Origin of the sequence: Acinetobacter sp. 1566109 (genome assembly GCF_000582255.1) — a bacterium.
GTDB classification, from domain to species: Bacteria; Pseudomonadota; Gammaproteobacteria; order Pseudomonadales; family Moraxellaceae; genus Acinetobacter; species Acinetobacter nosocomialis.
Genome location: NZ_JEYB01000018.1, coordinates 51,811 through 78,002 on the forward strand (window position 1 = coordinate 51,811; position 26,192 = coordinate 78,002).

Annotated in this window: 25 protein-coding genes and 2 rRNA genes; 3 read left to right on the forward strand and 24 right to left on the reverse strand. The window is 38.0% G+C overall.

The window, feature by feature from the left end:
* Window positions 1-35: 35 nt before the first annotated feature.
* The 3 genes from J582_RS13920 to rpe form a co-directional block, all read right to left on the reverse strand.
* Complete coding sequence (locus tag J582_RS13920) at window positions 36-431, reverse strand: hypothetical protein (RefSeq protein ID WP_032048099.1); 396 nt, start codon at window positions 429-431, stop codon at window positions 36-38.
* 101 nt (window positions 432-532) lie between these two features.
* Window positions 533-1,354, reverse strand: a complete 822-nt coding sequence (locus J582_RS13925; protein WP_032048100.1) for a Cof-type HAD-IIB family hydrolase — start codon at window positions 1,352-1,354, stop codon at window positions 533-535.
* A gap of 356 nt (window positions 1,355-1,710) precedes the next feature.
* Window positions 1,711-2,397, reverse strand: coding sequence for a ribulose-phosphate 3-epimerase (gene rpe / locus J582_RS13930; protein ID WP_032048101.1), 687 nt, complete (start codon window positions 2,395-2,397; stop codon window positions 1,711-1,713).
* A 184-nt stretch (window positions 2,398-2,581) separates the two neighbouring features.
* Here rpe and J582_RS13935 point away from each other — a divergent pair, with 184 nt between their 5' ends.
* On the forward strand, window positions 2,582-2,854 hold the full coding sequence (locus J582_RS13935; RefSeq protein WP_004888677.1) for a DUF2218 domain-containing protein: 273 nt from the start codon (window positions 2,582-2,584) through the stop codon (window positions 2,852-2,854).
* On the opposite strand, the gene fghA is transcribed toward J582_RS13935, so the two are convergent.
* From fghA to J582_RS13965, 6 genes are all read right to left on the reverse strand, one after another.
* Window positions 2,851-3,702, reverse strand: a complete 852-nt coding sequence (gene fghA / locus J582_RS13940; RefSeq protein WP_032048102.1) for an S-formylglutathione hydrolase — start codon at window positions 3,700-3,702, stop codon at window positions 2,851-2,853. The two genes, J582_RS13935 and fghA, sit on opposite strands and share 4 nt — an antisense overlap.
* Window positions 3,671-5,122, reverse strand: coding sequence for a C13 family peptidase (locus J582_RS13945; protein WP_004888682.1), 1,452 nt, complete (start codon window positions 5,120-5,122; stop codon window positions 3,671-3,673). The genes fghA and J582_RS13945 overlap by 32 nt, the downstream gene beginning before the upstream one ends.
* 136 nt (window positions 5,123-5,258) lie before the next feature.
* A complete protein-coding gene (locus J582_RS13950) occupies window positions 5,259-6,050 on the reverse strand; it encodes a class I SAM-dependent methyltransferase (RefSeq protein WP_032048103.1) in 792 nt (263 codons plus the stop codon).
* 11 nt (window positions 6,051-6,061) lie between these two features.
* Complete coding sequence (gene tsaB / locus J582_RS13955) at window positions 6,062-6,727, reverse strand: tRNA (adenosine(37)-N6)-threonylcarbamoyltransferase complex dimerization subunit type 1 TsaB (protein WP_032048104.1); 666 nt, start codon at window positions 6,725-6,727, stop codon at window positions 6,062-6,064.
* Between the two features lie 132 nt (window positions 6,728-6,859).
* Window positions 6,860-7,387 carry a gamma carbonic anhydrase family protein gene (locus J582_RS13960; protein ID WP_080631653.1) on the reverse strand — a complete coding sequence of 176 codons (528 nt, stop codon included), beginning with the start codon at window positions 7,385-7,387 and terminating at the stop codon, window positions 6,860-6,862.
* Between the two features lie 22 nt (window positions 7,388-7,409).
* The gene (locus J582_RS13965) at window positions 7,410-8,036 is read right to left on the reverse strand and encodes a CoA pyrophosphatase (RefSeq protein ID WP_080961353.1); all 627 of its coding nucleotides are present in this window, start codon (window positions 8,034-8,036) and stop codon (window positions 7,410-7,412) included.
* Between the two features lie 114 nt (window positions 8,037-8,150).
* Between J582_RS13965 and J582_RS13970 the strand changes: the two genes are divergently transcribed.
* A complete protein-coding gene (locus J582_RS13970) occupies window positions 8,151-8,699 on the forward strand; it encodes an NUDIX hydrolase (protein ID WP_000006666.1) in 549 nt (182 codons plus the stop codon).
* Window positions 8,700-8,745: 46 nt separating this feature from the next.
* On the opposite strand, the gene J582_RS13975 is transcribed toward J582_RS13970, so the two are convergent.
* The 6 genes from J582_RS13975 to J582_RS14000 all read right to left on the reverse strand — a co-directional run bounded on the left by J582_RS13975 (window position 8,746) and on the right by J582_RS14000 (window position 16,819).
* A complete protein-coding gene (locus J582_RS13975; RefSeq protein WP_032048106.1) occupies window positions 8,746-10,671 on the reverse strand; it encodes a hypothetical protein in 1,926 nt (641 codons plus the stop codon).
* A gap of 18 nt (window positions 10,672-10,689) precedes the next feature.
* Window positions 10,690-11,937 carry a putative pilus assembly protein FilE gene (gene filE / locus J582_RS13980; RefSeq protein ID WP_032048107.1) on the reverse strand — a complete coding sequence of 416 codons (1,248 nt, stop codon included), beginning with the start codon at window positions 11,935-11,937 and terminating at the stop codon, window positions 10,690-10,692.
* Window positions 11,931-13,595: an OmpP1/FadL family transporter gene (locus J582_RS13985; protein ID WP_032048108.1), complete on the reverse strand. Its 1,665-nt coding sequence runs from the start codon at window positions 13,593-13,595 to the stop codon at window positions 11,931-11,933. The genes filE and J582_RS13985 overlap by 7 nt, the downstream gene beginning before the upstream one ends.
* 12 nt (window positions 13,596-13,607) lie before the next feature.
* Window positions 13,608-14,795, reverse strand: a complete 1,188-nt coding sequence (locus J582_RS13990) for a hypothetical protein (protein WP_200003937.1) — start codon at window positions 14,793-14,795, stop codon at window positions 13,608-13,610.
* A gap of 44 nt (window positions 14,796-14,839) precedes the next feature.
* Window positions 14,840-15,673: a C39 family peptidase gene (locus J582_RS13995; protein ID WP_002050357.1), complete on the reverse strand. Its 834-nt coding sequence runs from the start codon at window positions 15,671-15,673 to the stop codon at window positions 14,840-14,842.
* 297 nt (window positions 15,674-15,970) lie between these two features.
* Complete coding sequence (locus J582_RS14000) at window positions 15,971-16,819, reverse strand: DUF6160 family protein (RefSeq protein WP_032048110.1); 849 nt, start codon at window positions 16,817-16,819, stop codon at window positions 15,971-15,973.
* Between the two features lie 318 nt (window positions 16,820-17,137).
* On the opposite strand from J582_RS14000, the gene J582_RS14005 reads away from it, so the two are divergent.
* Window positions 17,138-18,526: an anthranilate synthase component I family protein gene (locus J582_RS14005; protein WP_016804859.1), complete on the forward strand. Its 1,389-nt coding sequence runs from the start codon at window positions 17,138-17,140 to the stop codon at window positions 18,524-18,526.
* 3 nt (window positions 18,527-18,529) lie between these two features.
* Here the strand turns inward: J582_RS14005 and hisC are convergent, their stop codons facing one another.
* The 9 genes from hisC to J582_RS0104730 all read right to left on the reverse strand — a co-directional run.
* Window positions 18,530-19,615 carry a histidinol-phosphate transaminase gene (gene hisC / locus J582_RS14010; protein WP_006581684.1) on the reverse strand — a complete coding sequence of 362 codons (1,086 nt, stop codon included), beginning with the start codon at window positions 19,613-19,615 and terminating at the stop codon, window positions 18,530-18,532.
* A gap of 69 nt (window positions 19,616-19,684) precedes the next feature.
* Entirely contained in the window at window positions 19,685-20,974 is a 1,290-nt protein-coding gene (hisD, locus tag J582_RS14015) for a histidinol dehydrogenase (RefSeq protein ID WP_032048111.1), read from the reverse strand.
* Between the two features lie 105 nt (window positions 20,975-21,079).
* Window positions 21,080-21,763: an ATP phosphoribosyltransferase gene (hisG, locus tag J582_RS14020; protein WP_002050281.1), complete on the reverse strand. Its 684-nt coding sequence runs from the start codon at window positions 21,761-21,763 to the stop codon at window positions 21,080-21,082.
* A complete protein-coding gene (gene murA / locus J582_RS14025) occupies window positions 21,763-23,019 on the reverse strand; it encodes a UDP-N-acetylglucosamine 1-carboxyvinyltransferase (RefSeq protein WP_004710509.1) in 1,257 nt (418 codons plus the stop codon). The genes hisG and murA overlap by 1 nt, the downstream gene beginning before the upstream one ends.
* A 6-nt stretch (window positions 23,020-23,025) precedes the next feature.
* Window positions 23,026-23,277 (reverse strand): BolA family iron metabolism protein IbaG, encoded by a 252-nt coding sequence (gene ibaG, locus J582_RS14030; protein WP_002050455.1) that lies wholly within the window; start codon window positions 23,275-23,277, stop codon window positions 23,026-23,028.
* Window positions 23,278-23,415: 138 nt separating this feature from the next.
* Window positions 23,416-23,754 (reverse strand): ribosome hibernation-promoting factor, HPF/YfiA family, encoded by a 339-nt coding sequence (gene hpf, locus J582_RS14035; RefSeq protein ID WP_001167461.1) that lies wholly within the window; start codon window positions 23,752-23,754, stop codon window positions 23,416-23,418.
* 169 nt (window positions 23,755-23,923) lie between these two features.
* Window positions 23,924-25,372, reverse strand: coding sequence for an RNA polymerase factor sigma-54 (locus J582_RS14040; protein WP_032048112.1), 1,449 nt, complete (start codon window positions 25,370-25,372; stop codon window positions 23,924-23,926).
* Between the two features lie 267 nt (window positions 25,373-25,639).
* A 5S ribosomal RNA gene (gene rrf / locus J582_RS14045) occupies window positions 25,640-25,754 on the reverse strand.
* A gap of 179 nt (window positions 25,755-25,933) precedes the next feature.
* Window positions 25,934-26,192 (reverse strand): 23S ribosomal RNA (locus J582_RS0104730); the annotation flags it as partial.

A 26,192-nucleotide genomic window follows, 5' to 3' on the forward strand; every position in this document is an offset into this window, starting at 1 on the left:
TAATCCTTTTAACTAAAAAAATAAGTAAGAAAGGATTAAGCTTTTGGTGGGCGTAAGATTTCTTGCCAGTATCCAGCTAAATGCTGTGCCTGATAAATACTACTAAATTGAGATGTACTAGGAATAAATGATGTTTCAATATCTGGTACAGCTTGCTGTAAAGCCAGATTCACCATTTGACAATGGACTGGGTTACAGTCTCGGCAGTGTTCACCATGTTGATGAGAAACTTTAACCATAGATTGATGACACATTGCCTGATTATCAGCTTGAACATGCATAGTGTGATGTGTCATTTGCTTACTATGGCATGGCATTGTATGAAGATCATGCTGCATAGGCATCTGAGCAACAGACACGCCACTCCACCCAATGACCAAAGTCATTAGGAACACAAACCAAGCATACTTGCGTAAGTGTTGCAGCGTCATCATTTATTGCCTTGAGCAATCCATTTATCTATGGGGTATAAGCATAACCAAGTTTTAAAACAGATACAATTTTACATCTTAATTGATTGTTTTTATGGTCATTAAGCAAACGGAGGTTGATGCTGAAGAACTAAATCAATCACTTCTAGTGCACCTTCTCGTTCATTACTTCGTGTTGTATAAGGCGCTACTGCTTTTAAAGCTTCAATAGCATTTTCAACCGCAAACCCATAACCTGCTGCTTTGATCATCTGGATATCATTATTGTTATCGCCAATCGCAACCACTTGATTGGCTTCAATCTGCCATTTATGTAGTAATAGCTTCAAACCATGCGCTTTATGTTGATCTGGAAGGATCAAATCAATAAAACCAAAGCCACTAGAAACAGGCACTAAAACCTTATCTGCTACGAAGCTTTGCTTCTGAAAATGTTCAAAAATTGCAAAACTTTCGTTTTCCTGAGCAGTAAAAGTAATTTTATATACCAGATCATCTAACGCATAAAAGTCATCGATAACTGTCAGCTTCTCAAAATATCGAGCGACTTTAGCGTAGTCCTCTGCATTCATACTCGTATGTACATAAGCACTCTGTTTTCCGCAGATCACCATTTTAGAGGTATATACTGGGTCAATCGCATTTAAAATCTCAATGAATTGCTCTTTGCTTAAATGAGCAAAAGCGAGTTCTTGCCCTGCATCTACAACATGTGCCCCATTTTCTGCAATGAAAGCAATTTCATGATTAATTTCTGGAAAATAAGTAACAAGCTTTGCAAGTTGGTTACCACTGGCCACCACAAAATGAATATTATTTTGTTTTAGTTGTTCATACTGTTTTAAAAAACGTGCTTTGTTGTACTGCTTCTTAGAATTAAGAAAAGTCCCATCCATATCTACCGCTAAAATTTTTACTGTCATTAATGATCTAGGTCTCTTACTAAAATCTTATTAAATCAAATTTAGCTTTACTTTTCATGACACTTTTACAGTTTTCTATCTATTATGTTTTAAAAGTTTTACACAGCTCCATCTCATTTTTTGCACAGGTCATTTTTTAGCAAAGCTTAATAAAAAAACAGACAATAAAATACCCAATACGTATAAAAAAAGAACGCCAAAGCGTTCTTTTTTCATATATTTTGTGTAGAGAGTAAACGGTTGATCTCTTTTTGTTTATTTTACCAACATTTTATCCATACGGTTATCAACACAGTTATCCATAAAGTTATAAACAAAGTTATCCACAAGTTTACTCTCAGCTTAATAAGCTTTCTTTAAACGCTCACAGTACCAACTCTAGCAAGCTCTGCACGCATTTGATCAATTACAACTTTATAATCTGGTTGACCAAAAATTGCTGAACCAGCAACAAACATATCTGCACCAGCTTCTGCAATTTCACGGATATTTGCAGGACCAACACCACCATCTACTTCTAAGCGAATATGTCGACCACTTGCATCAATAATTTTACGAGCTTCACGTAATTTTTCTAAAGTCATTGGAATGAACTTTTGTCCGCCAAAACCTGGGTTTACACTCATTAATAAAATTTGGTCAACTTTATCAAGTACGTAGTCCAAATAATGTAATGGGGTTGCTGGATTGAAAACTAGACCTGCTTTAGCACCACCTGACTTGATAAGTTGCAATGAACGGTCAATATGGTGAGATGCTTCTGGGTGAAACGTAATAATATCTGCGCCAGCTTCTAGGAAATCGCCAATAATACGGTCAACTGGAGATACCATTAAATGCACATCAATAGGAGCTTTAACACCATATTTTTTTAGAGCCTTACACACCCCTGCACCAAAAGTTAAGTTTGGAACATAGTGATTATCCATAACGTCAAAATGCACTACATCTGCACCTGCAGCTAACACTTTGTCTACATCTTCGCCTAAACGAGCAAAATCGGCAGATAAAATAGAAGGAGCAATCAAATAAGGCTTGGACATAGGTGGATGACCTGGCTAGAAGTTTAAGGAGAGGCTAAAAATTATAACAAAAAAGAACCTAGTTGGCCCGCTCTTCCTTGCTTAAATGGCAACATTTCAAACTTGCAACGTAACGTTGCTACTATAGAATGCTAAGTGCCAAACGAATTTGTTAAGGTACATTAAACCAATGTGAGGATTGATAATGAAAAGCACAACTCATCTATTAACAAATGATGGTAAACGCATTGCAAAACGTCTAGTCAATCATTGGAAGCACAAATTTGAAGTACAAGAAACTGATCAAGATTTTAAAATCTTCATGCCTAGTGCAACCATTACACTTGCACCTCAAACAGAGCAATTAAATGTTGCTATTGATAGTCAGTTAGATGATCACGACCACTTGGAAAAAGTTGTCCTTGATCACCTAAACCGTATGGCTCAACAAGAATTTCAGGTGGAATGGCAGCACTAACTCGCTGATGTTACCTTTTCTAACTGGATTGCATGAAACTGCAAGTGCTCATCCATAAAGGTCTGGATAAAATAATAGCCATGATCATAGCCAGCATGTTGTCTTAAAGTTAAGGGCTGTCCTGCTTTTAAACATGCTTGCTTAAATTTTTCAGGATGAAGTTGTTCATAAAATTGATCATCCAATCCCTGATCAACCAAAATTTCGCTAAAAACTGCACCATTTTTTAAGACTAAAGCTGTAGCATCATGAGCCAACCAGCTATCGCGGTCTGTACCTAAATAATGGCTAAATGCTTTTTCACCCCATGCACATTCACTTGGCGCGCAAATCGGTGCAAATGCAGATACAGACTTAAACTTGTCAGGATATTTAAAAGCTAAAGTTAAGGCACCATGGCCCCCCATCGAATGTCCGAAGACACCAACTTGTTTAGCATTTACCGAAAAACTTTTTAAAATGAGTGGATATAACTCATCAATTAAATAGCTTTCCATCTGATAATGCTCAGACCAAGGCGCTTGCGTTGCATTAATATAAAAGCCAGCACCTTGCCCTATATCCCAATGGTCACCTACAGCGACTTGTTCACCACGAGGAGAAGTATCTGGTGTAATCAGTATGAGGCTAAGCTGCGCGGCCATGTGCTGTGCATGGGCTTTGATTGCAAAAGTTTCCTCAGTACACGTTAAACCCGCTAAGTAAAACAAAGTTGAGCAAGGTTTACCTTCCAAAGCTGCAGGTGGCAAATAAACACCAAACTTAGTAGAGCCCTTTAATAATTGAGAATCGAACTGGTAAGTGCGCTGCTCACCTTCAAAGCAGCGGTTTTTTTGCAGGAGTTGCATCGTTTTTAGCCTCTGTTTGTGTTTGAGCAATATTTACACTACCTGTGCTTTGCTGTGGGAAAAGATATTTTTCCAACTGAGGTAGCATAAGCTCCATATTCTTACCAATCATCCATTGCGGCTCTGAAGGTTCTACACCTTGAGCGACTTCCCATTTGGTTACGGTTTGCTTAGCGGCATTAAACGAATCTTTCATTGAAGACTGCTCTCGCATGGCCAAGTCAAAGAAAGCTCGTCCAAAATACGTATAATCAGCTTCGTTATTACAACCGAACGAAGTTTTATCTGCCGCAGATGCAGTAATAATTAAAGTATCAGGTGACTGTAACGCCGGAATAAAACTTCCCGAGTAACAGGCGGAAATGACAATTACACGCCAACGAATCCCCGCTTTATCGAGCGTTTCACGTAACCATTTCGGATCGACTTGCCCCAAATCTAGAGGCGCATTTTCAATTTCAAAATGGTTTTGTTCACCGTGCGATGTCATATATAAAAATAACACATCACTATCACGGTTCATTTGCTGGCCCATACGGCGTAGAGCCAACTCTATACTAGTTTTAGACGCAATCGGAATTTCGGTTCGAGTATCTGGATTATTGACTAGCATCATCGAACGTCCGACAGTACCGAAACGTGTATCGAATTGTTCTTTAATACGAACCACTTCCGATTTAAAAACGTCTTGGTAACTGTCGCCCGCAACACCTAAGAAATACCAATGGCTTTTCGCTAGCTCACCATATTGGACTTGCTCTAACGCATCATGAAGTAACTTACTTTGTGCATAGAAAGCATCTTCGGCAAAGGTAGGTGGAGAATCTTCCACTTTCCAAATAGGCTGATCTTTTACAGAAAGCTGCCAAACAACCATAGTTGCAATGGTCGCAACCATGACCAATGCCCGCTCCCACCAAGGCCATTTCAGCTCACGCGAGAAAACCCAAATAACTGCCAAACTTTGCCACACAAAAAGTGCCACAAACAGACTCGGTAAAATACCGTTATAAATAGCGTCGGGAACAAAGTTCAAATAACCATTAGAGCCCAGATATTGAATTAAACATTGAATTAATAAAATATTGGTATCTAAAACTAGCCACAGTAAGGCTGGAACTAACATTAAACGCGGCTGATTAATACGCTGTGATAAAAAAATACCAACAATAAGCGCAATAAAAGGCCATAGTGCATACCCAATTAGGCCTTGGGAGTTAAAATCACCCATTTGACCAGCTACCAGCCAACTATAAAGTGAGTTGGTACATCCGCCTAATATTCCCCAAACTATAAGTTGAAGAATAGAGGGATGTACGATCTGCAAGGAACGTCTTGACCCCAAAAATAACCACATTCCGGCAAGCTGGTTACTTTTAAAATCATGCCAAAAGTTAATGGAAGGTTTGAGATCAATCATAAAAAGGTTTCAAAAATTTCGTTTTTGTCAGGCATCATAAGTGTATGCCTGCTAAGAATTTTAGCAATCATGCTTTTGAACTATATCACATATATTTGTGCATTATTCAAGCAATAAAACTTAACCTTACATAAGCTTACTGAAAGTAAGCATCAAAACGACAAGCATCCCCCTGCCACTGATGAGCTGGCTCTTGATTTGCTAAGAAAACAGCATGACGTGGACGTTTTACAATCACTCGCTTGGCAACTTTTTTGGCCAAATCAAGCAAATTATCTCCCAAATCCATTTCTCCATCTTCGGGTAAAAGTAAATGCAAAAGCTGCATCTGCTTTTTGACCTGGGCTTGTTTTTTAATTGCTTGTTGGTTTTGGTCGCGCTGTGGGAACATCGGGTCAAGGTAGACTACATCAACCGTTTGTGCATCTTGATCTAATTGCTGTAAATAGCTTGCAGAGTCAGCAAAGATTAGTTGAATACGATCTATAAATTGACTTAAAAATGGATCACGCTGTGCCTGAGCTTTTGAATCTTCAAGTAAAGTAAATAAAATCGGATGACGCTCAACAAGCTGGATTTGGGCACCCAGATAAGCCATAAGTAAGCTGTCATGACCTAAGCCCGCTGTAGCATCGACCAGTACTGGCTTTTCCCCTAACTGACAAGCACGAGCAATCATTTCCGATTTAAGACTTGCTCGTTTTAAACGTAGGATTTCAGCTTTCCAGTCAGGCTGCATTTTCATGCCGTTCGCAGATAACCAAAGTCCGTTTTCATCTACACAAAGTGCTAATTCAGGATTTAAACGTAAAAAACGGGCATTGAGCTTTTCAATCGGCTGTAAATCGGCAGCCACGCCTCTAGAAGAAAGCACAGCTTGGTAATGCTGTGCTTGTTCTTGAAAATCCACTTCAAAATATATATGCATGCGCAGTGCCTTTACTTTGCTTTACCCTGATCCGCAATTTTTTTCCATGCATCATCACGCAAGTAAACCGGTAAAGCATGTTCAGCATCAACCCACTGCTTTTGGGCAGCATAGACACGTGCAATCGAAGCAATGTCCTGTGCAGTAGCAGTGATTGTTTGATACTCTGCATCAGCTTGAAGAAGTTTAGCACCTGAACCAATCAAGCAATGCTTTGCATAGGCAGCCGCTTGCTCGTAGTTCATTAATTTTTCTTCATCGATACACTGCATGATGCCTTGCTCATCTAGAACAAAACTTGCAATGTAAACTTCGTTCATACGTGCATCGAGTACCGCAGTTACCTGCTCTAAACCTTCAAGACGGTAAGCCGCTTGTGCGAGAGCTTGCAAGCTAGAAACGGGAACCACAGGTAAATCTTGTGACCAAGCTAAAGCCTGAGCAACAGCAGCATTAATTCGAACACCACTAAAAGAACCTGGCCCTCGGCTAAAGGCAATTGCATCTAAACCAGCTACGTCAAGTTCGGTTTGTTGTAACCCTTGCTCAATCATTGGCAGAATGGTCTGAGTTTGTGCTTTCGCTCGCGTATCGAGTTGGAAAAAGAGTTCTTGGGTTTCATCGATTAATGAAATGGAACATTGCTCGTTTGCAGTTTCCAACGCCAGCAGTTTCATGCACAACCTTAGTATTCAATCAGATTAAAAACGGAAGTAATGATACCCCACTCAGCCCTGTTAGGCGAGTTGTTCCTATCTAAATAAAAATGCCAAGCGAGTGCTTGGCATAGAAAATATCTTACTAAAATTTTAAAAGTGAAATTCTTTCAAATCGGTATAGCTTTTAAAGTGTTCAGCATAATGTAGTGCGCTCAAACGTATTTTTGCCGCGCCATCTTCATCCAAAGTTTTCACAATTTTGCCTGGTGAACCCATCACTACTGAGTTATCTGGAATCACTTTACCTTCTGGTATTAAAGCATTAGCACCAATAATACAGTTCTTACCAATCACAGCTCGATTTAAAATGACGGCGTTCATACCAATCAAGCTATTATCACCAATCGTACAACCATGCAGCATGACTTTATGTCCGACCGTGACATATTCACCAATATTTAGCTCAAGTCCAGCATCAGTATGTAATACAGAATTTTCTTGAATATTAGAAAAATTACCAATGCGCACTATACAATTATCGGCACGTACTACAGCACCAAACCAAATACTGACCTGACGGCCTAATTCTACTTGTCCAATAAGCGTTGCGGTTGGAGCAACCCAGCCATCCCATGGCTCATGTAAGGCTTTTGGATGCTGTCCTTGATAGCTATACATCATAATTTATCAGTCCTGATCTTTATTTTTTATGAGAAAATTTTGGCATTCCAAACGTTGGTGAGTTCAGTAGAAATGGCCACTCTTTTTGGTAGCCTAAACCATATTTAAATAAGGCAATTAACATCCGCGCTGTGAGGCCCCAAATAATTTCATTATCAATCTGCAAGCTTGGGAAGTATAAAGATTGATGAGCATATCGAACTTCATATGGCGTCGGACGCGTCTCTATAAGTTGCTGTAAAGGCACAAAGAAAATTCGATCAATTTCGGTGGGCTGAGGAATTAAAGTTACCTCAGGAGGAATAAGCCCAACAATCGGTTTTACAGACAAGCCACTTCTTGCACGTTGCATAGGCAGATCACCTAGCAACTGTACATCAAACGGATTTAAAGCCGTCTCTTCTTGAGCTTCTCTTAGCGCTACAACAATATTACTTGTATCACTGGGGTCACGCTTTCCACCCGGAAAAGAAACCTCCCCCGCATGGTTGTTCATATGTATTGAACGGCGTGTAAGCAGTACCTTAGGATTATTTTCATTTGTAATCGCAATCAGTACTGCAGCTTGTGCTTCTTGTATGCGGGTGGAAAAGCGCAATCTTTGCTGTAACTTTTTTGTTAGCAAGTGCTCTTCCATACCATTCACCTATTATTCTGTCTCTCTTTGCATCATATCTGAAAATCAAACTTAGGGAATAGAGTTGATGCGTAAGTCTAAAAATTCAGTTATGCTGAGGCATCTCTATACTCGATGATAATTATGAGTTTCTGTGTAGCGTGTGGGCATAAAACCGAACAAAAAATTCCTTTAGGTGATCATAAAGTACGCCGTGTTTGTACTCATTGTGGAAATATTCATTATGAAAACCCCAAAGTAATCTGCGGTGCCTTAGCGTTATGGGAAGATAAAGTACTCCTCTGCCGTCGTGCAATTGAACCTCGTTATGGCTTATGGACTTTGCCCGCTGGTTATATGGAGTTGTTCGAAACCATGGAACAAGGTGCGGCGCGAGAAACTCGTGAAGAAGCAGAAGCCGAAATTGAAATAGAACAACTTTACTGTATGTACAATATTCCTCGTATTGGTCAAATTTATGTACTTTTCAAAGCTCAGCTAAAAGATGGACTTTTTGGTGCGGGTGAAGAAAGCATAGAGAGCCGATTATTCGAAGAGCATGAGATTCCATGGGGTGAACTTGCCTTTCCGAGTGTCGAACACACACTCAGACATTATTTTGAAGATCGTAAAAAACAAGTTTTTCCAACGCACCTAGAAACACTAGGAACTCGTTTAGACCATACAGGTTAATTTAGTTAATAAAAAAGACCGCTTTCACGGTCTTTTTTTATGGTTTTTATTTTGTCTTAATTTGATAACAATCAGCCGTTCTAATCGTTATCGTTCCACTCATTCGCTCAGCTAAAGCTTTATCCTCTTCTGTAGGAGCTGGGCTCACATCCTTAATATTATTATAGACTCGTTGATAGAAGGCATATGGATTTAACCATGAAACTGTCTTGTTATCATAAGTTGTAAGGTTAATACCATTTAACTGCCCTTGTAATAAGTTGGCAACGTTAATTTTTGCCCCACTTACAATCAGTGTTTGACTACCAGTTGCAGTAGTACCTTGAACAACATTCGAATTTAAACCAGCCAAAATACCATTGAGATTACCGAGCTTCGGTTCAGCAAAAATCATTTTTACTGTAATTGATTTGTCATTTGAAGAAGACTCTGTACCACCGGTTGTCCCTATACGATACTGTTGAACGCCATTGTTATCAATTAAAGTGTTATCTGAGACCACTCCACACTGTCCAGACATATCTGTTGCTGTTGCATTAGGTTTAATATCAGTACGAATGTCACCATTTTCATCAATCACAATACCTAAATCGATTGGTGAAATTCCAGCAGTATCAAATTTAATATTTAAAGTACCATATAACGGGAAAATATAAGTTTGCCCTGAGCTTACATTTTTTGAAGTTCTAAAGATATCTTTTGCAAGATAACTTGCTGGAGTTACTTTATAGATGTCTAGCGAACCATTATAGTTTTGATTACCTATACTCTGGCGCCATAACGCATATTGTTGAGGATTTGGTGTTTTACTATTTGTTGCACCTAAATAAAGACTTTCGCGACCAGCAATAAATGAATCATTTAATAATTTACCTTGATAAATCAGTAAATCTTCAGCGCTATTAGCTGAAGCTTTTAAATGGAATGGTTGCGTCGATTTAATCTCAGCTTGTAATGGATCGAGCCATGTGGTTTGAGCATTCGCTGTAAGTTGAGCTGGCTTAGATTTAGTTAATACTTCCATTACTGCTGTAACTGTTGAGTTACTTGTAGTAGTACTTGTACCTTTCCATTGTAAGCCGTAACCAAATGTATAACCTTGGCGATCTGAGAGTAAAAATAAATTGCCTATTACGTGTTGGGTATTAGCAGCATTTTTTGGACAATCCGCTAAATTAGCTAAATTACATCCATAAAAATTTTCTGAAATTAAGTTTGGTTGAGCTAAGGTCAAGTAATCTGACTGATATAAACCTACCAAACTCAAATGAGCCAATTGAGTTACTAAAGCAAAAGCCTGATTATCATCAATTTGGCTAACATCTAACCAAGGTTTCAAGATACTGGCGTATGCTCCACTTTGCCATTCAGCAGCAGTAATATTTTGAAGTACTACATTTAGCGTATTTTTCTTATCTTCGGTAAATAGTGTAGGTTGTATATCTCCCACTACATTATCACCACGCTCTAAACCAACGCTTTGAAAGAGTTTAACCAAGGCCATTGCTACACGGATGGTTGGATCATTTTGACTTAATGAAGCAGGTGCTACACCTGTTAAAGCCGTAGCCATATCCATAACTTTCAAACGTGGCGGAACGACCACCTTAATCTTTGAAATATTATCTAATTGAACAGAACCTAAATCGATCTTTGTTTTAGTTTGAGTGCCTTGTAAAAAGAAATTTGCTGTATCACCAAGTTTACATGTACCAACCACACTGTTTCCTGAAGCTTTAGTAACAAAACTCTGATTTGCAGCACTACTACAGGTAAAATTAAGACCAGCAATGGGATAATCGAGTGAAAACTGTAAGCAGTCACTATTTGATGCATCACAACTTCCATTTGCATTTGAACTACCAGAACCACTTGTAGGATCTTCATTAATGGTTGAGCTACCACCGCCACAACCATTCAGCATGATTGCTAATGTGGTTAATGCAAAAGGCCATAATAATTTTTTATTCATTAGATACCCTACTTATTTTTAACGTAATACTGAAATTTGAATCTGTCCCTGATTTGATAACTCTTGTTCTGCTACATCTATCGAAGAAGATAAAGGAGTTAACATCATATAACGCGCATGAGGCGGCACTCTTAAAGTACCTTGAATCGATGCATGTTGTAATATCGTAGATGGATAAGACTTGCTCTTGAAACCACTTGCCCCTTCTAAAATACAGCCCTTCTCATCTAGGAATATAGCTAAAGGCCAATAATATAGAGGTGCGGAATTACTCGCTGCAAATGACATAAGTTGTAAATGTTGTACAGATGGATCTAGTTTTACCAACTCATATTCAAACTTTTCTTTTAATGGCTTTCGAGGCCATAAATTTACTTCTTTTTTAGCTCCAAGCACTTTGATTGACTTTTTATAGCCTTGAACAAAACATTTATCTTGCTCAAAAGTCGTTTCTAATTCTTTTTGAGACAGTCGTATATAAGTTGGAGCTAAAACAATCGCTCCTTGATCTTCCTGAGATTGCTTATTAAACAATTGTTCTAAAGTAGACTTGCTTACACCTTTTTTTCTTTCGATAAACTCTGTTCTTCCAAGTCCATCCGGCATAACATAAAAGCGTTTTTTACCTTCAAGATTAAATTCCTGATCTTCAAGATATTCATTATTTACATACTCTACGCCATCAATACTTGTAAATTTAGATCGATCATTTGAAGGATCTGGTATTGAAACAGTTTGAGAAGTACTTTGTGAAGATGAATAAATTTTTGCTGGAACACTTTCTGTCTTAACGCTACTAGTCTGTTTTGTAACTTCCTCCTTCTGAGCTTTACTCATTCTTAAAGGAAGCTCTGGTGCAGTCGGTGCAGTCGGTGCAGTCGGTGCAGTCGGTGCAGTCGGTGCAGTCGGTGCAGTCGGTGCAGTCGGTGCAGTCGGTGCAGTCGGTGCAGTCGGTGCAGTATTTAATTTTTTTGTAGGGTGTGGTTCAAACTTTTTAAGCTCTTTTGAATTCTGAACATTTTCTTTAGATGCTTCTTGAACAGGTGTAGCATTTACATGCGGTTGTACAACTTGTTTCGGTGTTTCTACTCTACTCTTGGATTGCTTTTGTTCTACTTTTTTACTGGGTACAATCATTGGACGACCATCTGGACCAATGATTGTAAAGAAACCATCTGCATAAGATACAGAAACGCTTGCTACCGCAATACATAAAGTCGAGATAGCAAATTTAGGTCGAAACATCGATTTATATTGTTTTACCATTTTGTTCTATAGCTCAAACCAAGCACTGTGATTTTTGTATTCGTTTTTACATCTAGTCCCGAATAAGGGTTTAATAAAATATTATCGACACCACACTTATTCGACAATGTACTCGTACAGGCTGGAATATTGTCACGACTACGCAAGAAACCCACTGATAGGTCTAGATCTGTATCTGCGTCAAAACGATAACCTAAGCCAAGACCAAATAATTGTGCATTATTGATCGGGACCATGGTATTACGTTTATCATCAGGTATCGAACTAGCTCGAGGCTCGTAACCAGCCCTTAATTTCAAACGATCGGTTGCGGAATATTCAAGACCAATTCCCCAACTCCACGGCGAGGTAAATTTCAATGGCAATGCCAATGAATTATCGGTAACGTCATTAGATAAAAGCTTAGCTACTTTTAATAGCGTAATTTGACGATCGAACTCAAACTTAAATTTATTCCAAGCAGAATAGTCAGTCCATCCTACGTCAAAATTAACTTGCAAATCGGGTAAGATTTTATACTTAATACCTGCTTGAAAATGTGCAGGATATTCAAGATCCATTGCAACTAAACCAGACTCAACATTAGGTACATATCCCGGTAGCCCAAGAATTGCAGCTAAAATTTGTCCTGTAGCAGATGAGTTTAGACCCTTAATAAGTTCTTGAGGCGCTTTGGCATTATCAATCATGTATTTGCCTTTTAAACGCATTTTGGCAGCACTTTGATAAACCATACCAAAGCCAAAATCATCAGTTGGCTCCCAGAGTAAACCTAGGTTATAACTTGGGCTTAATGATTGTTCTAAAGACACTTGTAATGCACCCATTTTATTAAATGGATTCATGCCTTCTTGAGCATTACACATACCAAATAATAGTAAGTCCGTAATCATGTCACTATTATTTTTAAAAGGTGCACATACCACTTCATCAACCATACGCAATACACCAATCATCTCATTGGGAAAACGTAGATCGGTTTTCAGTGCGATTGCGTTATAGGACATTCCTACTGAAGCACCAAGTGATAAATGGTCATTTACTTGATAACCAAAAGATGGTGATAAATAGGTAATTCTCTCTACTGCAACTTGCTGCCCCATATAGTTACCAGGGTTACCATTCTCTGCTCCAAACCCTGCTACCAAGGGTGCATATACTGCTGTCGCATAAGTAACTTTTGAACCAGGTGGCTTATAGGCGATTCCAGCTGTAGGAGCAACTAGAGGATATCCTGCTCCAAGATCAACCATTTTTTTTAGGATCGGCACATATAAGCTTGCGTACTCGACGTCACCATGCACTGTCCCTTTGAAATCTGTACAGATATTAGCAGAAACTTCCGGACCATCATTACAAACGAGAGGATCATCTGAATAACCAAAAATGTTATAACCAGGGGGCGCAGAAAACTCACGCTGAATATCAAAGTTGGCAAGAATTCCCTGTACATCGGTTTGCAACCCATCAATTTTTGCTAAGGCTGCGGGGTTAAAGTGAACTGCACTAATACCAGGAGGATCTGCAGTTACAGCATTCCCCATCGATAGTGAGCGAATATCAACAGCTAAGTTTTGTCCTAATTGAGCATTGGCAAAGCTAGAAAAACCGGAGATAACAATTGCCGCCGTTAAAGGACATAATTTAGGATATTTCACCTGCTTATCTCCTTATTTTCGTTTTTTATTAAAACCTAAAATATCTAACGGGAACGACAAACCAAGTGAAACATCAGGTGCATCCTCAGTTAAACCAAAGCCAACCGTGCCGTTAACAATAGTATCTGGCGAAACACGTACGCCTAAAGCAAAAGCCATCATTGCACTGCTCTGGTCTGGGGATTTATAAGATTCACCGCTTTTAAATTGAAACTCGGAATTAAAGTTAAAGCTTTGCTGATAAGACATCGTTAGAGACACGTCATAGTTAAATGAATATGCAAAACCGAAAGAAAAGCCACCACTAATCCCTGGATCAAAAGATACTAAAGTACGGTCATTACCACGTACCTGATTCAAACCAGATTCCTTAAAACCATAGTTAGCAGACACAGAAGCGAATAGCACAACAGGATCAATATATTTACGAGTACTTGCCCCTACTCCAACTGAGTAATAACCTTTACCTGTTGACAGCTCATTTAAACCCACCTCATAAGGGCTATCACCTGTTTTAGTTGAGACACTACCAAAAAGCACGAGTGGTAAACGCCCTTGCTTTAATGGGAAAGGTTCCCAACGTGCTCCCAAAGAAATATCACCTAAACCCGCTGTGGTTGAATCACTAGCAATATCAGATTTAGCAACTAAAGGTAACGTTGCTGAAAGGGTTAAATTATCTAAAACGCCATATTGCGCTGTAAAACTATTTGTCAAAGTATGTTGAGCATCTTCCCTAATTCTTAAACGACTAATTCGAGAATCATCATCTCCTAATGCCACGTCTAATATACTGTCACGATAATAAGTATAATCAAGATCATAATAAGAAGAGATTACGCCCTTCTTGATTAAAGAATATTGACGTTCATTTGAAGTAAATACTTCTTGTAAATTAGTCTCTTGGCTAGCATCACCTTCTTTTTTCTGTAAAGCACTTGCAGCTTGATGTGCCTCACTATTCGGAGCTGGGGCTGCAGCATTTGTATCTACTACATTCGATGTTTTCGCAGTATTATCTGTTGTAGCTGAACTAGAGCTTGTAGCTTCTGAAGATTCTGAACTTTCTGTTCCATCTGCTACAACCTGATTCGAGCCAGATACTTGAGGTTGTTGTATTTGATCTTCAGCATAGATTGTCCCTGTAATGGCACTCATACTTAAGGCCAACACACTCATCTTCATCCATCGATTATTCATGTTTTTCCCACCCACTTTATTTATTTTACTAAATTTAAATTTGACTATTTACGCTTGTAATAAAGACGCATATAGGTTTCTATCGGCTGTCCATATGTTGGAGATTTATTATCATCATCTAATACCCGACGCATGGTGGAAGCTTTATTTGCTAAACGCTCATAGTTAAATGTAGGATATTGTACGTTCACCAAAGCATATCTATTGACCGTAGCATCTTCCACATGGCGCATGTCTGCATCTTTTAATGCCAATAGATCTTTACGCTGTGATTCAGGAACAGAAATAACAAATAAAGTATTATTATCCCAAATTTGTTTAAAACGACTTTCATCAAAGCTGATATTCCCTAAAGCAGGGTCAGCTACATATACTCTTCCATCTTTATAAGCTTTATATACGACAAAATGTTTAAAACCAGCATATGAAATAGGCACAATTGCAGGCTGACCGAGTTTAACTAAATCAGAAAACTCACCTCGGTAACCACCGCTGTCTAAACCAATTGCTGTGACAAAGCGCTTCATATCAAGTAATGAGAAACTTCGGCGCTCAATAATACGTTGATATTCGCCATATTGAAGCAAACCACTCATTGTTTGCTGTTCAGTTAAACTCGTTCCCACATAGCCATTTAATAAAGTCGTAAGTGCAGCAGAGCCACAACTATAATCATAGGCTTGTCGAACAATGCCACGAAACTGATCTTCTACAGCTGGTTTTATTGTGACAGGTTCAATATGGTTTCGATGAAATGATAAATTACGTGAATCGGCAGTCTCTGTATAATAAACAGTTCCCGGCGGCTTTTTTTCTATTTCGAAGGCTTCTGTCGCAAAGTAATACATCAATGCTGAGCCTAAAACTATCTCTAACATAAGCACTTGGTCTAAATGGTGGCCTAACCGGCCTTATTCATTTTATTCTTAGAGCAATAGCTCTACATCCCTGTGTGTTGAAGATACCTTTTTTTTTGTAAAAAACAGCTTTTTTTTAATCTTTTTGATGAATGCATAGTTTTACATTTATAAACTGTTAATTAATTCTCATTTCAAATGTTTTATATTCTTTCTTATTATATAAGCTAATATTATTTAAATAGAAAAGTATAGATATTAGTTTTATTAAGATAAATAAAAAAGCGCGTATAAACGCGCTTTTTATCAGTCTTTAAATTAGTGACCAGAAATAGTAATTGTAGAAGTCCCTACATTTAAACCTTGAATTTCTAAATCACCAATTGAAGCATTACCCGCTGCACCTAGGTGTACGCCCTGTGCATAAACGTTCATACCTTGCGTACTGTTATTTTGGATACGTAAGCCTGTAGGAACAACAGAAATATTCGCATTTACATCCAAATCACCAGTTGTATTACCTGAACCACGAACCATTACTTTGTCTAGGACAATTTTACCACCACCAGCAGCATCATTAATACCGAAGTTAGATAGTGTTAAACCACCTTGCAAGCTAGAGTTCACTTTGATCATTGCGCCTTGCGGAGTTGAACCTAACTGAACATTTGCAGAAATTTGACCCAAAGATAAATCTAAACCAGAGATAATTTCAGTTGGAGCAGTTTCAGTAATACCACGTACAGCCGTAGTTGTATTTAATGTACCAGAAGTACCTACACCAATTGAACCAACATGCACGTCAACCGCACCTACTGTTGCTGCAACGTTTAAGAAAGCACCATTTGAACCTGAAGCACCATTTGTATCAATTTTTAAATCTAAAAGGTTACCTGTACCTTTTTGAGTTACCGTAACACCACTAATTGCGATTGAACCCGCTGTACCTGAAGCGCCAGTAATACCTGTTGATGTTGCTAAACCATCATTATCGTGTAGGTATAATTTATCGATAGAAATACCACCAGAACCCAAAGCAATACCGATATTAATACCGTCTTGACCTGTAGCAGCACTAAGCGCTGCATCATCCATTGATTGCATTGCCATAGCATTTGCACTGATAGCTAAAGAAGAAACTAAAGCAAGTTTAGTGAACATTTTCATTGAGCACTCTCCCAAGAGCATTTATTTTTTGACTTAACCACTCTTACTGTCTCAAGTTGCATTTTTCTTTTGTGGCAACCGAAACTTCCAATCCTTGAGTAGTTTTGCTTAGCAATTACTAAATTACAGCTACGTTAATTTTTGTTCAACTACTGTAATGCATTTTTTGCCAATTACCCGACAAACGGTACCGATATTGATTGCCCATTCGAATTCATAAATTATTAGCAAAACTGAAGAATTGTTCGGTTGTTTTTTCCACGAAATATTAAACTCTTTCGACTCATCCGTTTGATGGACTAGAAGTTGTAGTAAACTATGTCACCTCTTCCAAGTACTTATATGTTTAAAATGTCTCAGTTAAAGAAAAAAATCTCTTTAGAAAGCTCTCAATCTGCTGCCGATATTTTAAAAAAATTAGAAGAGTTAATCGGGCTTGTATATCTTCATGATGACAACAATCCGGTTATTGGGTTTCTTCCAAATAAATATTTAATTATTCAAAATCATAAAAATTTTTTATTTGAAAAATCGGACCTAAATAATTATCAAACTTCATCTGACATACAGAGTCTTATAGATTTTTCTCAATTTCAATCCCCATATCTAAAAAACAAAAATATTGAAACTATAAGCTTTAATGGAGGATATATTGGTTTTATTAGCTATGACTTCTCTGCGAATCAATTTATAAATAATCAATTACATGAACAACCATCTTTATTTATAGGTTGCTATCATTCTTTTATTAAAAATATAAATAATGAATGGTATTTTTTTAGCGATGACAATAATGCATTAGAAATTTTTAAATATATTTCAGATTTACTCAAAAAAACTTCTTCTAAACTAAAAAATAATAGTTTTAAATTAGAAGAAAATATTCATCCTCGTTGGACTAAAAATAAATACTTAACTGCCTTTTATAAAATACAAGAATATATTAAAGCAGGAGATTGTTATCAAATTAACCTTACTCAAGAATTCAGTGCAAATTTTACCGGCTCATTATTAAATAAAGCAGAAGAGTTGTGGAATTTAACTAATGCTCCATATGCTGGTTATTTGAAGTTAGAAAATTTTGAGTTATTAAGCTGCTCTCCTGAATTATTTATTGAGTTTGATGTAGATAAGCAAATTAAAACCAGACCGATCAAAGGTACTATGCCTCGTTTTAAAAATGAAGAACAAGATTTACTTTCAAAGCAAACCTTAAAAAACTCTAAAAAAGATCAAGCAGAAAATGTCATGATCGTTGATTTATTACGTAATGATTTGAGCATTTATGCCAATACTGGCTCGGTAAAAACAACGAAGTTATTTGAAATTGAAAGTTTCAATCAAGTTCATCACATGGTAAGTGAAGTTACGGCTACACTTAAAAATGATATTAATCCTATGCAAATGTTACTCACTGCTTTACCAGGAGGTTCAATTACAGGAGCTCCTAAAATTCGAGCAATGCAAATTATTGAAGAGTTAGAAGGTGCGCCAAGAGGAGCATATTGCGGGACTCTGGGGTATTTTAATTTCGATGGCACGGGACGTTGGAATATTTTAATTCGCAGTTTTCAACAATATCAAAACCAACTCTCTATTTGGGCGGGTGGCGGTATTACGATTGCCTCAGAAGCTGAGGCTGAATATCAAGAAAGTCTTGATAAAATCTCTGCTATGCTGAACTTAATGAACAGCACAGCAGAATAAATATTAAAGAATATCTTGCTTCAATGTTTGAACTAAACGCGCATTTTGTTCATCAGTTCCAACCGTAATACGTAAAAACTGATTAATGCGAGGCTTATTGAAATAACGGACAATAACGCCCTGCTCACGCAACTTTTGTGCTAATTGCCCAGCATCATATTGCGAATGAGTAGCGAATATAAAATTCGCTTTCGATGGCAAGACGTTAAAGCCAAGTTCCGTTAAATCACGAACAAGTTTTTCTCGACTTATAATGACCTTTTGACACTGTTCTTCAAAATAGGCTTGATCTTCAAAAGAAGCGACAGCCGCTGCAATAGCAAATCGATCAATTGGATATGAATTAAAACTATTTTTTACCGCTTCAAGTGCTGCAATCAAATGTGACTGAGCAATCGCAAATCCAACGCGTAAACCAGCCAAAGAACGAGACTTTGAAGTTGTTTGGCACACTACAAGATTTTCATAACGGTTTATCAAACTTACAGCTGACTCAGCACCAAAATCAACATAAGCTTCATCAATCACAACCACACGGTCTGGATTAGCTTGTAACACTTGTTCAATCTCTGCCAAGCTTAACGCAATACTGGTTGGTGCATTTGGGTTGGTAATAATAACTCCACCATTAGGCTGAGTATAATCTTTGACATCAATCTCGAAATTCTCATTGAGTGGAATTTCTTTTGTTTTTGTTCCAAAAAACTGGCTATAAACTGGGTAAAAACTATAAGTGATATCCGGATACAGAATCGGTTCTTCTTGAAGGAAAAATGCTTTAAAAATATGAGCAAGCACCTCATCAGAACCATTACCTACAAAAACTTGAGATACATCAATATCCTGTTGCTTAGCAATCGCTTGTTTTAAAGCTGTAGCATCCGGATCTGGATATAAACGAAGCGCATCAGCTTGTTCATGTAGTACAGCTTGAACTGCTTCTACTACTTTGGGTGATGGCGGATATGGATTTTCATTGGTATTTAATTTCAATAAATTCTGGATTTTAGGTTGTTCACCTGGCACATAAGGCTCTAACTCACGAACCTCAGGACTCCAAAAACGCATTTGTGCTGTAGATACACTCATAGTCTTATCTCAAAAAAGGGCTGAAAGTCAGCCCTGAATAATCATTAAAAATACTAAAAGGCTTAAAGCTTATTGATAACGATAACGAGCCGAACGTGCATGGGCATCAAGATTTTCTTGAACAGCAAGGACATCAGCCGTCTTAGCTAATGTTTTAACGCCCTCTTTTGAGCACATAATCAAGCTAGAACGCTTTTGAAAATCATATACACCAAGTGGCGATGAGAAGCGCGCTGTACCAGATGTTGGTAATACGTGGTTTGGACCAGCACAGTAATCACCAATTGCTTCAGGTGTATAGCGTCCCATGAAAATTGCCCCTGCATGACGAATGTCTTCGCTCATTGCTTCAGCATCATCAAGACATAACTCCAAATGCTCTGGTGCAACCTGATTAATCAAATCAACAGCTTCTACACGGTTTTTTACTAAAACTAAAGCCCCACGATTTTCAATCGATGTACGTGCAATATCAGCTTTTGGCAATTCACTTAAATGTTTTTCAATTGCAGACTCTACAGCTTCTAGCAATGCTTCATCTGGAGTAATGAAAATAGCTTGAGCCACTGTGTCATGTTCAGCTTGAGATAATACATCCATCGCTAACCATTCAGCGTTATTTACACCTTCTGCATATACTAAAATTTCAGAAGGCCCAGCAATCATATCGATACCAACCTGACCAAATACAGCACGTTTTGCTGCTGCTACAAATCGGTTTCCAGGGCCCGTAATTTTATCAACACGTGGAACGGTCTGAGTACCATAAGCTAAAGCAGCAACAGCTTGTGCACCACCAATAGTAAATACTCGGCTAACACCAGCTAAATAAGCAGCAGCTAAAACGAGTGGATTTAGTTCACCATTTGGCGCAGGCACAACCATAATAATTTCAGGTACACCAGCCACATGTGCAGGCACTGCATTCATAAGTACAGATGAAGGATAAGATGCAAGTCCGCCTGGTACATAAATACCAACACGGTCAAGTGGAGTCACTTTTTGTCCTAAGGTGTTACCTAAATCATCTACATAAGTCCAGCTATCTTGTTTCTGAGCCTCATGAAATGTACGAATACGATCAGCCGCGAGTTGTAGGGCTTCACGAATCTCTTGGTTTAAACCATCAAAAGCAGCTTTAAGTTGTTGTTGAGACAATTCTAGATCGGAAAATTGATGCGCTGGATGTCGATCGAACTGTTGAGTAAGTTTTAAAACATGATCATCACCATGCTGACGAACATCAGCAATAATTTGATCTACTGTTTGAACTAAATTAGGATCATTAACAGTTTCAAAAGCTAAAAGCTCGGCAAAAACCTGTTTGAAGTTCTGATCTTGAGTCGATAAACGTCGCATCAATTTACCCACAAGGCGAAAAAGAAAAACCAAGTTTACTCTTTTTCTAGACTCTTGTGGGCATCATATCTACAACTATCGCAAAAGCATGATAGGAAATTACTTTTAACGTGATTGAACAGCATGTTCAAGTTGGGAAATGATAGGGTTTAATAAGCCTTGTTTACGTTTAAAGCTCGCTTTATTAACAATAAGGCGTGAAGATACTTTGCAAATTTCTTCTAATGGTTCAAGACCATTTGCTCGCAAAGTATTTCCGGTATCCACGACGTCAACAATATAATCACCTAAACCAACGAGTGGTGCCAGCTCCATAGAACCATAAAGCTTAATAACATCCACCTGCTCACCTAAGCTCGCATAGTATTGACGTGTTAGATTGACGTACTTAGTCGCAATTTTAAGACGACCTTTTGGACGTTCCATTCCTACTTTACCAGCTGTCATTAATTTACATTTCGCAATCTGCAGGTCTAATAGCTCATAAACATGCTGAGCACCATGTTCCATAAGCACGTCTTTACCGGCTACACCTAAGTCAGCTGCACCATTCTCAACATAAGTTGGCACATCAGATGCACGTAAAATCAAAATACGAACTTGCTTGTGAGTGGTAGGAAAAATTAACTTACGCGATTTTTCCGGGTCTTCAAGCAGGTTAATACCTGCTGTAGCAAGTAAAGGTAAAGTTTCTTTTAAAATACGTCCTTTACTCAGTGCCAAGGTCAAACCATGATCAAAATTACCCATTACGTTAAAATTAGGATCATCGTTTCTTACGTCATTCATTAACTTACTCGCTTAATTTTGGCACCTAAACCTTGAAGTTTTTCTTCGACATGCTCATAGCCACGGTCAATATGATAGATACGGTCAATTAATGTATCACCTTCAGCAACCAAAGCCGCTAAAACCAAAGAGAATGAAGCACGTAAATCTGTTGCCATTACAGGTGCTGCCTGTAATTTTTCAACACCAGTCACAACAGCATCATGACCTTCAACCTGAATATTAGCACCCATACGTGACAATTCAGGAACGTGCATGAAACGATTTTCAAAAATGGTTTCGGAAATCGTTGCAAAGCCACGACCAATTGCATTTACAGCCATAATTTGTGCTTGCATGTCAGTCGGGAATTCAGGATGCGGCAATGTTCTAAAGCTTACTGCTTTAGGACGCTTACCCAACATATCCAATTCAATCCAGTCGTCGCCACGAGTCACTTCAGCACCCATTTCTTCAAACTTGTCCAAAACAGATTCAAGTAATGAAGGATCAGTATGTGTTGTTTTTACACGACCACCAGTAATAGCCGCTGCAGCCAAGTAAGAACCTGTTTCAATACGGTCTGCAACAACTGCATATTCACAACCATGTAGACTTTCAACACCAGTAACAACGAGTGTATCGGTATCTATACCTTCAATTTTTGCGCCCATTTTAATAAGCATTTGGGCAAGGTCGGTAATTTCAGGTTCACGCGCAGCATTACGAATTGTAGTTACACCATCCGCTAAAGCAGCCGCCATTAAAATATTCTCAGTACCGCCGACAGTGACCATATCGAAGACTACTTCACCGCCTTTAAGTCGACCATCTACAGTCGCATGGACATAACCATTTTCGACTTCGATATGAGCACCTAACGCTTCTAAGGCTTTTAAATGTTGATCTACTGGTCGAGAGCCAATTGCACATCCGCCAGGTAATGAAACTTTGGCATTTCCATAACGCGCTAATAATGGTCCTAAAACCAAAATAGATGCACGCATTGTTTTTACAAGTTCATAAGGCGCAAACTGGTTATCTAAAGTCGAGGTATCAGCTTTAACGGTATCGTTCTCATAACTGATCGTGACGCCTAAACCACCAATTAATTTCACCAAAGTATTTACATCTTTAAGATTTGGAACATTGGTTAATGTAATTGGAGAGTCAGCAAGAATCATTGCCGCAAGTAATGGTAAAGCCGCATTTTTAGCACCAGAAATGCGTACTTCCCCTTCGAGCTTAACACCGCCCGTAATTAAAAATTTATCCATTAATATTTAAGCTCCGAAAAGGCTTGCTTTGCGCCATTCATCTTTGGTCATCGCACGAATTGTTACGGCATGAACCTCGCCACTTGCAATATAAGTATTTAATGGTGCATAAACTGCTTGTTGACGGGCAACAGTACGCTTACCTTCAAATTGATCATCCACAATACGGAGGTCAAATTTTCCAGCCTGTCCGCTCACCGCTACTTCCGCTTCAGGAAAAGCTTCTTTTAAAATTTGAGTGAGCTGTTCACTATTCATTGCAAAGACCTCTGGCACAACCTACGGTGTAAAACGAAGTATTTTACTATAACTTTTTCAAAGAATTCAGTACGTGTTTATATTTTATCAATAAAAAAGAGGCTATATTTCAAGCCTCTCTCAATTATTAAAAACTTATTAAATAGAAACAGCAACTTGTGAATACGTACATTGCATTTTCCGATATTTTAACAATTGTTTTTTTAGTTTTTCAGTCAGTTTTTTAATTGAAGTATACATATCATCTGCTGTTGCTTGAGCAAATAGTTCAATTCCCGGTAACCGGACTATTGCTTCGGCCACATGATTAGAACTACCTTTATGCGATCGCTTATCAATCTGATGATCTTTGGTTAATTTAATCTGCATACTATTCACCTGATCAAGATGTTTTGTTAACTGATTAAATTTTGCTTTAATATTTTCTTCTATAGCTGGTGTAATTGCTAAATGATGTCCACGAATCGTTATTTGCATAATTCTATCCCTCACCTTTTTGGGTTATATAAAGAAGAACTAAAACGATTTAATGCAATCTAAAAAAGATGATTTGGGACAATTAAATCATTCTAGCTACTCCTTTTGGTGAAATTGAAATTTCATTATTTCGTCATAATGAATATCTAGAATAGTCATACTTCAAAATCTAGATCAAGACTTTTCTTTCGGATGACGATGGAATATGTAACGATTCTCGATATTTTGCTACAGTCCTTCTAGCCACTTCTATCCCTTCATCTTTTAATAAAGCAGCAATTGCATTATCAGACAATGGCTTACGTGGATTTTCATTGGATACCAACTTTTTAATCATAGCTCGAATGGCGGTAGAGGAAGCCTCCCCGCCTGTTGTTGTTCCCACGTGACTAGAAAAGAAGTATTTCAGCTCAAAAAGTCCACGTGGTGTTAGCATATATTTATTTGTTGTGACCCGAGAAACTGTAGACTCATGTAATTCCACTTCCTCAGCAACGTCCCGTAGTACCAACGGTTTCATTGCTTCAGGACCTATTTCAAGAAATGCTTTTTGATGCTCAACAATACAAGTCGCAACTTTTAATAAAGTTTTATGGCGCTCATCAATGCTCTTTATAAAATTCTTAGCTTCAAGCATCTGATTACGCAGATATAAATTATCATCACTCTGATCTGCCCTACGAATCATACTCGAATAAAAAGAATTAATTCTTAGTTTTGGCATCACATCAGGATTTAACTGAACTTGCCAATGTAAATCCTTCTTAGCAACTACTACATCAGGAATTTGATATTCTGATTCTTGCTTTTCAAAATCCATACCTGGGTAAGGCTTTAGTGTTTTTAGCAAATCAACTGCAAACTTTAACTGATCTTTAGAAAGACCTGTTTGTTTTAATAATTTATTGAGATCATTCGCAATCAATAACTCATAATATTGAAGAAGATTTTTAGCTTCTTTTAAATATTCAGTTTCTTTAGGTAAAAACTCTAACTGAACTTTTAAACATTCGGCAAGATTACGAGCACCAATACCAATTGGATCAAGCCGTTGTATATGCTTTAAAACAACTAAAACTTCATCTTCCTCAACATCTTCCTCAATATCCATATCATTTAATAGATGTTGTACAGCTAAGATTATCTCTTCTATCTCAGCATCTAAAAATCCCTTATCATCTAAGGCATCCACAATACAATAAGCAATCAACTGATCTATTTTTGAAAAATGCAATAAATTGACTTGTTCTAACATATACTCTTTAAGTGTCATCTGAACTTGACGGTTATCCTCACGCTCTTCAAATTCAGGTGTAGCCAGAGCTGTAGACTGATGGGTATAAATGTCATCCCACTCCGTATCGACAGGTAAATCATCAGGTAAATGGTTTGCATTTAACTCTGTAGTAAGATCATCTGCCTCTTTTTTTTCTAAAGTGGATAAACTTTCTGCTATTGATTCATCTTCCACTTTTTCAAGTAATGGATTACTATCTAATTGAATTTGAATTTCTTGCTCTAATTCTAAACTTGAGAGCTGCAGTAAACGGATTGCCTGCTGCAATTGAGGTGTTAACGATAAAGAGTTCGCAACTTTCAATCCAACAGATAATTTCATATATTTCTCTTTCCAAAAAACAAGCAAAAATCATGCCTATTCATTATTTATAGCATATAGTAATAGTTTATCCTATATATTGACTCAGCATTTCATGAGAAAAGTAGTAATTTAATCTTCTAAAATAATATTAAGGTTATTTTGAGTTATATCTAATAATCGATTAAGCATGATCAAAAAGATTTATTGACTCATGAATTAAATTTTCACTTTATACCGCGCAATAAAAAACACCCCCAAGTTTAGTTGGGGGTGTTTAGAATAATGAGCTGGCGATGACTTACTCTCACATGGGTAACCCCACACTACCATCAGCGCTAAGAGGTTTCACTTCTGAGTTCGGGAAGGGATCAGGTGGTTCACTCTTGCTATGGTCGCCAGCACAACTGTTTATGGATACTTGCTTTGGTCTTATTGACTGCCGAAGCGTTTTCCAAATCTTTACAGATTGGGCTGATTGAATCTGATTGTGTTCATTTTATCTAGTGGAATAACTAAATCAAGTTGCTTTGTAGATTTATGAATCGATTGATGCTTTATATACAACTGCTTGGGTGTTGTATAGTCAAGCCTCACGAGCAATTAGTATTGGTCAGCTTCACATATCACTATGCTTCCACATCCAACCTATCAACGTCCTAGTCTCGAACGGCTCTTTAGAGGAATAAATTCCTAGGGAAATCTTATCTTGAGGTAGGCTTCCCGCTTAGATGCTTTCAGCGGTTATCCCTTCCGAACATAGCTACCCGGCGATGCGACTGGCGTCACAACCGGTACACCAGAGGTTCGTCCACTCTGGTCCTCTCGTACTAGGAGCAGA

Excerpts from the sequence above, each read along its gene's own strand:
- hisD (WP_032048111.1), bottom strand. The coding sequence starts at position 20,974 with ATGCGACGTTTATCGACTCAAGATCAGAACTTCAAACAGGTTTTTGCC.
- J582_RS14040 (WP_032048112.1), bottom strand. The coding sequence starts at position 25,372 with ATGAAATTATCTGTTGGATTGAAAGTTGCGAACTCTTTATCGTTAACA.
- J582_RS14005 (WP_016804859.1), top strand. The coding sequence starts at position 17,138 with ATGTCACCTCTTCCAAGTACTTATATGTTTAAAATGTCTCAGTTAAAG.
- fghA (WP_032048102.1), bottom strand. The coding sequence starts at position 3,702 with ATGCAACTCCTGCAAAAAAACCGCTGCTTTGAAGGTGAGCAGCGCACT.
- J582_RS13925 (WP_032048100.1), bottom strand. The coding sequence starts at position 1,354 with ATGACAGTAAAAATTTTAGCGGTAGATATGGATGGGACTTTTCTTAAT.
- J582_RS14000 (WP_032048110.1), bottom strand. The coding sequence starts at position 16,819 with ATGAAAATGTTCACTAAACTTGCTTTAGTTTCTTCTTTAGCTATCAGT.
- hisC (WP_006581684.1), bottom strand. The coding sequence starts at position 19,615 with ATGAGTGTATCTACAGCACAAATGCGTTTTTGGAGTCCTGAGGTTCGT.
- J582_RS13950 (WP_032048103.1), bottom strand. The coding sequence starts at position 6,050 with ATGCATATATATTTTGAAGTGGATTTTCAAGAACAAGCACAGCATTAC.
- rpe (WP_032048101.1), bottom strand. The coding sequence starts at position 2,397 with ATGTCCAAGCCTTATTTGATTGCTCCTTCTATTTTATCTGCCGATTTT.
- J582_RS13975 (WP_032048106.1), bottom strand. The coding sequence starts at position 10,671 with ATGAATAAAAAATTATTATGGCCTTTTGCATTAACCACATTAGCAATC.
- ibaG (WP_002050455.1), bottom strand. The coding sequence starts at position 23,277 with ATGAATAGTGAACAGCTCACTCAAATTTTAAAAGAAGCTTTTCCTGAA.
- J582_RS13920 (WP_032048099.1), bottom strand. The coding sequence starts at position 431 with ATGACGCTGCAACACTTACGCAAGTATGCTTGGTTTGTGTTCCTAATG.
- tsaB (WP_032048104.1), bottom strand. The coding sequence starts at position 6,727 with ATGAAACTGCTGGCGTTGGAAACTGCAAACGAGCAATGTTCCATTTCA.
- hisG (WP_002050281.1), bottom strand. The coding sequence starts at position 21,763 with ATGAATGACGTAAGAAACGATGATCCTAATTTTAACGTAATGGGTAAT.
- murA (WP_004710509.1), bottom strand. The coding sequence starts at position 23,019 with ATGGATAAATTTTTAATTACGGGCGGTGTTAAGCTCGAAGGGGAAGTA.
- J582_RS13995 (WP_002050357.1), bottom strand. The coding sequence starts at position 15,673 with ATGTTAGAGATAGTTTTAGGCTCAGCATTGATGTATTACTTTGCGACA.
- J582_RS13935 (WP_004888677.1), top strand. The coding sequence starts at position 2,582 with ATGAAAAGCACAACTCATCTATTAACAAATGATGGTAAACGCATTGCA.
- J582_RS13970 (WP_000006666.1), top strand. The coding sequence starts at position 8,151 with ATGAGTTTCTGTGTAGCGTGTGGGCATAAAACCGAACAAAAAATTCCT.
- J582_RS13990 (WP_200003937.1), bottom strand. The coding sequence starts at position 14,795 with ATGAATAATCGATGGATGAAGATGAGTGTGTTGGCCTTAAGTATGAGT.
- J582_RS13960 (WP_080631653.1), bottom strand. The coding sequence starts at position 7,387 with ATGTATAGCTATCAAGGACAGCATCCAAAAGCCTTACATGAGCCATGG.
- hpf (WP_001167461.1), bottom strand. The coding sequence starts at position 23,754 with ATGCAAATAACGATTCGTGGACATCATTTAGCAATTACACCAGCTATA.
- J582_RS13945 (WP_004888682.1), bottom strand. The coding sequence starts at position 5,122 with ATGATTGATCTCAAACCTTCCATTAACTTTTGGCATGATTTTAAAAGT.
- filE (WP_032048107.1), bottom strand. The coding sequence starts at position 11,937 with ATGGTAAAACAATATAAATCGATGTTTCGACCTAAATTTGCTATCTCG.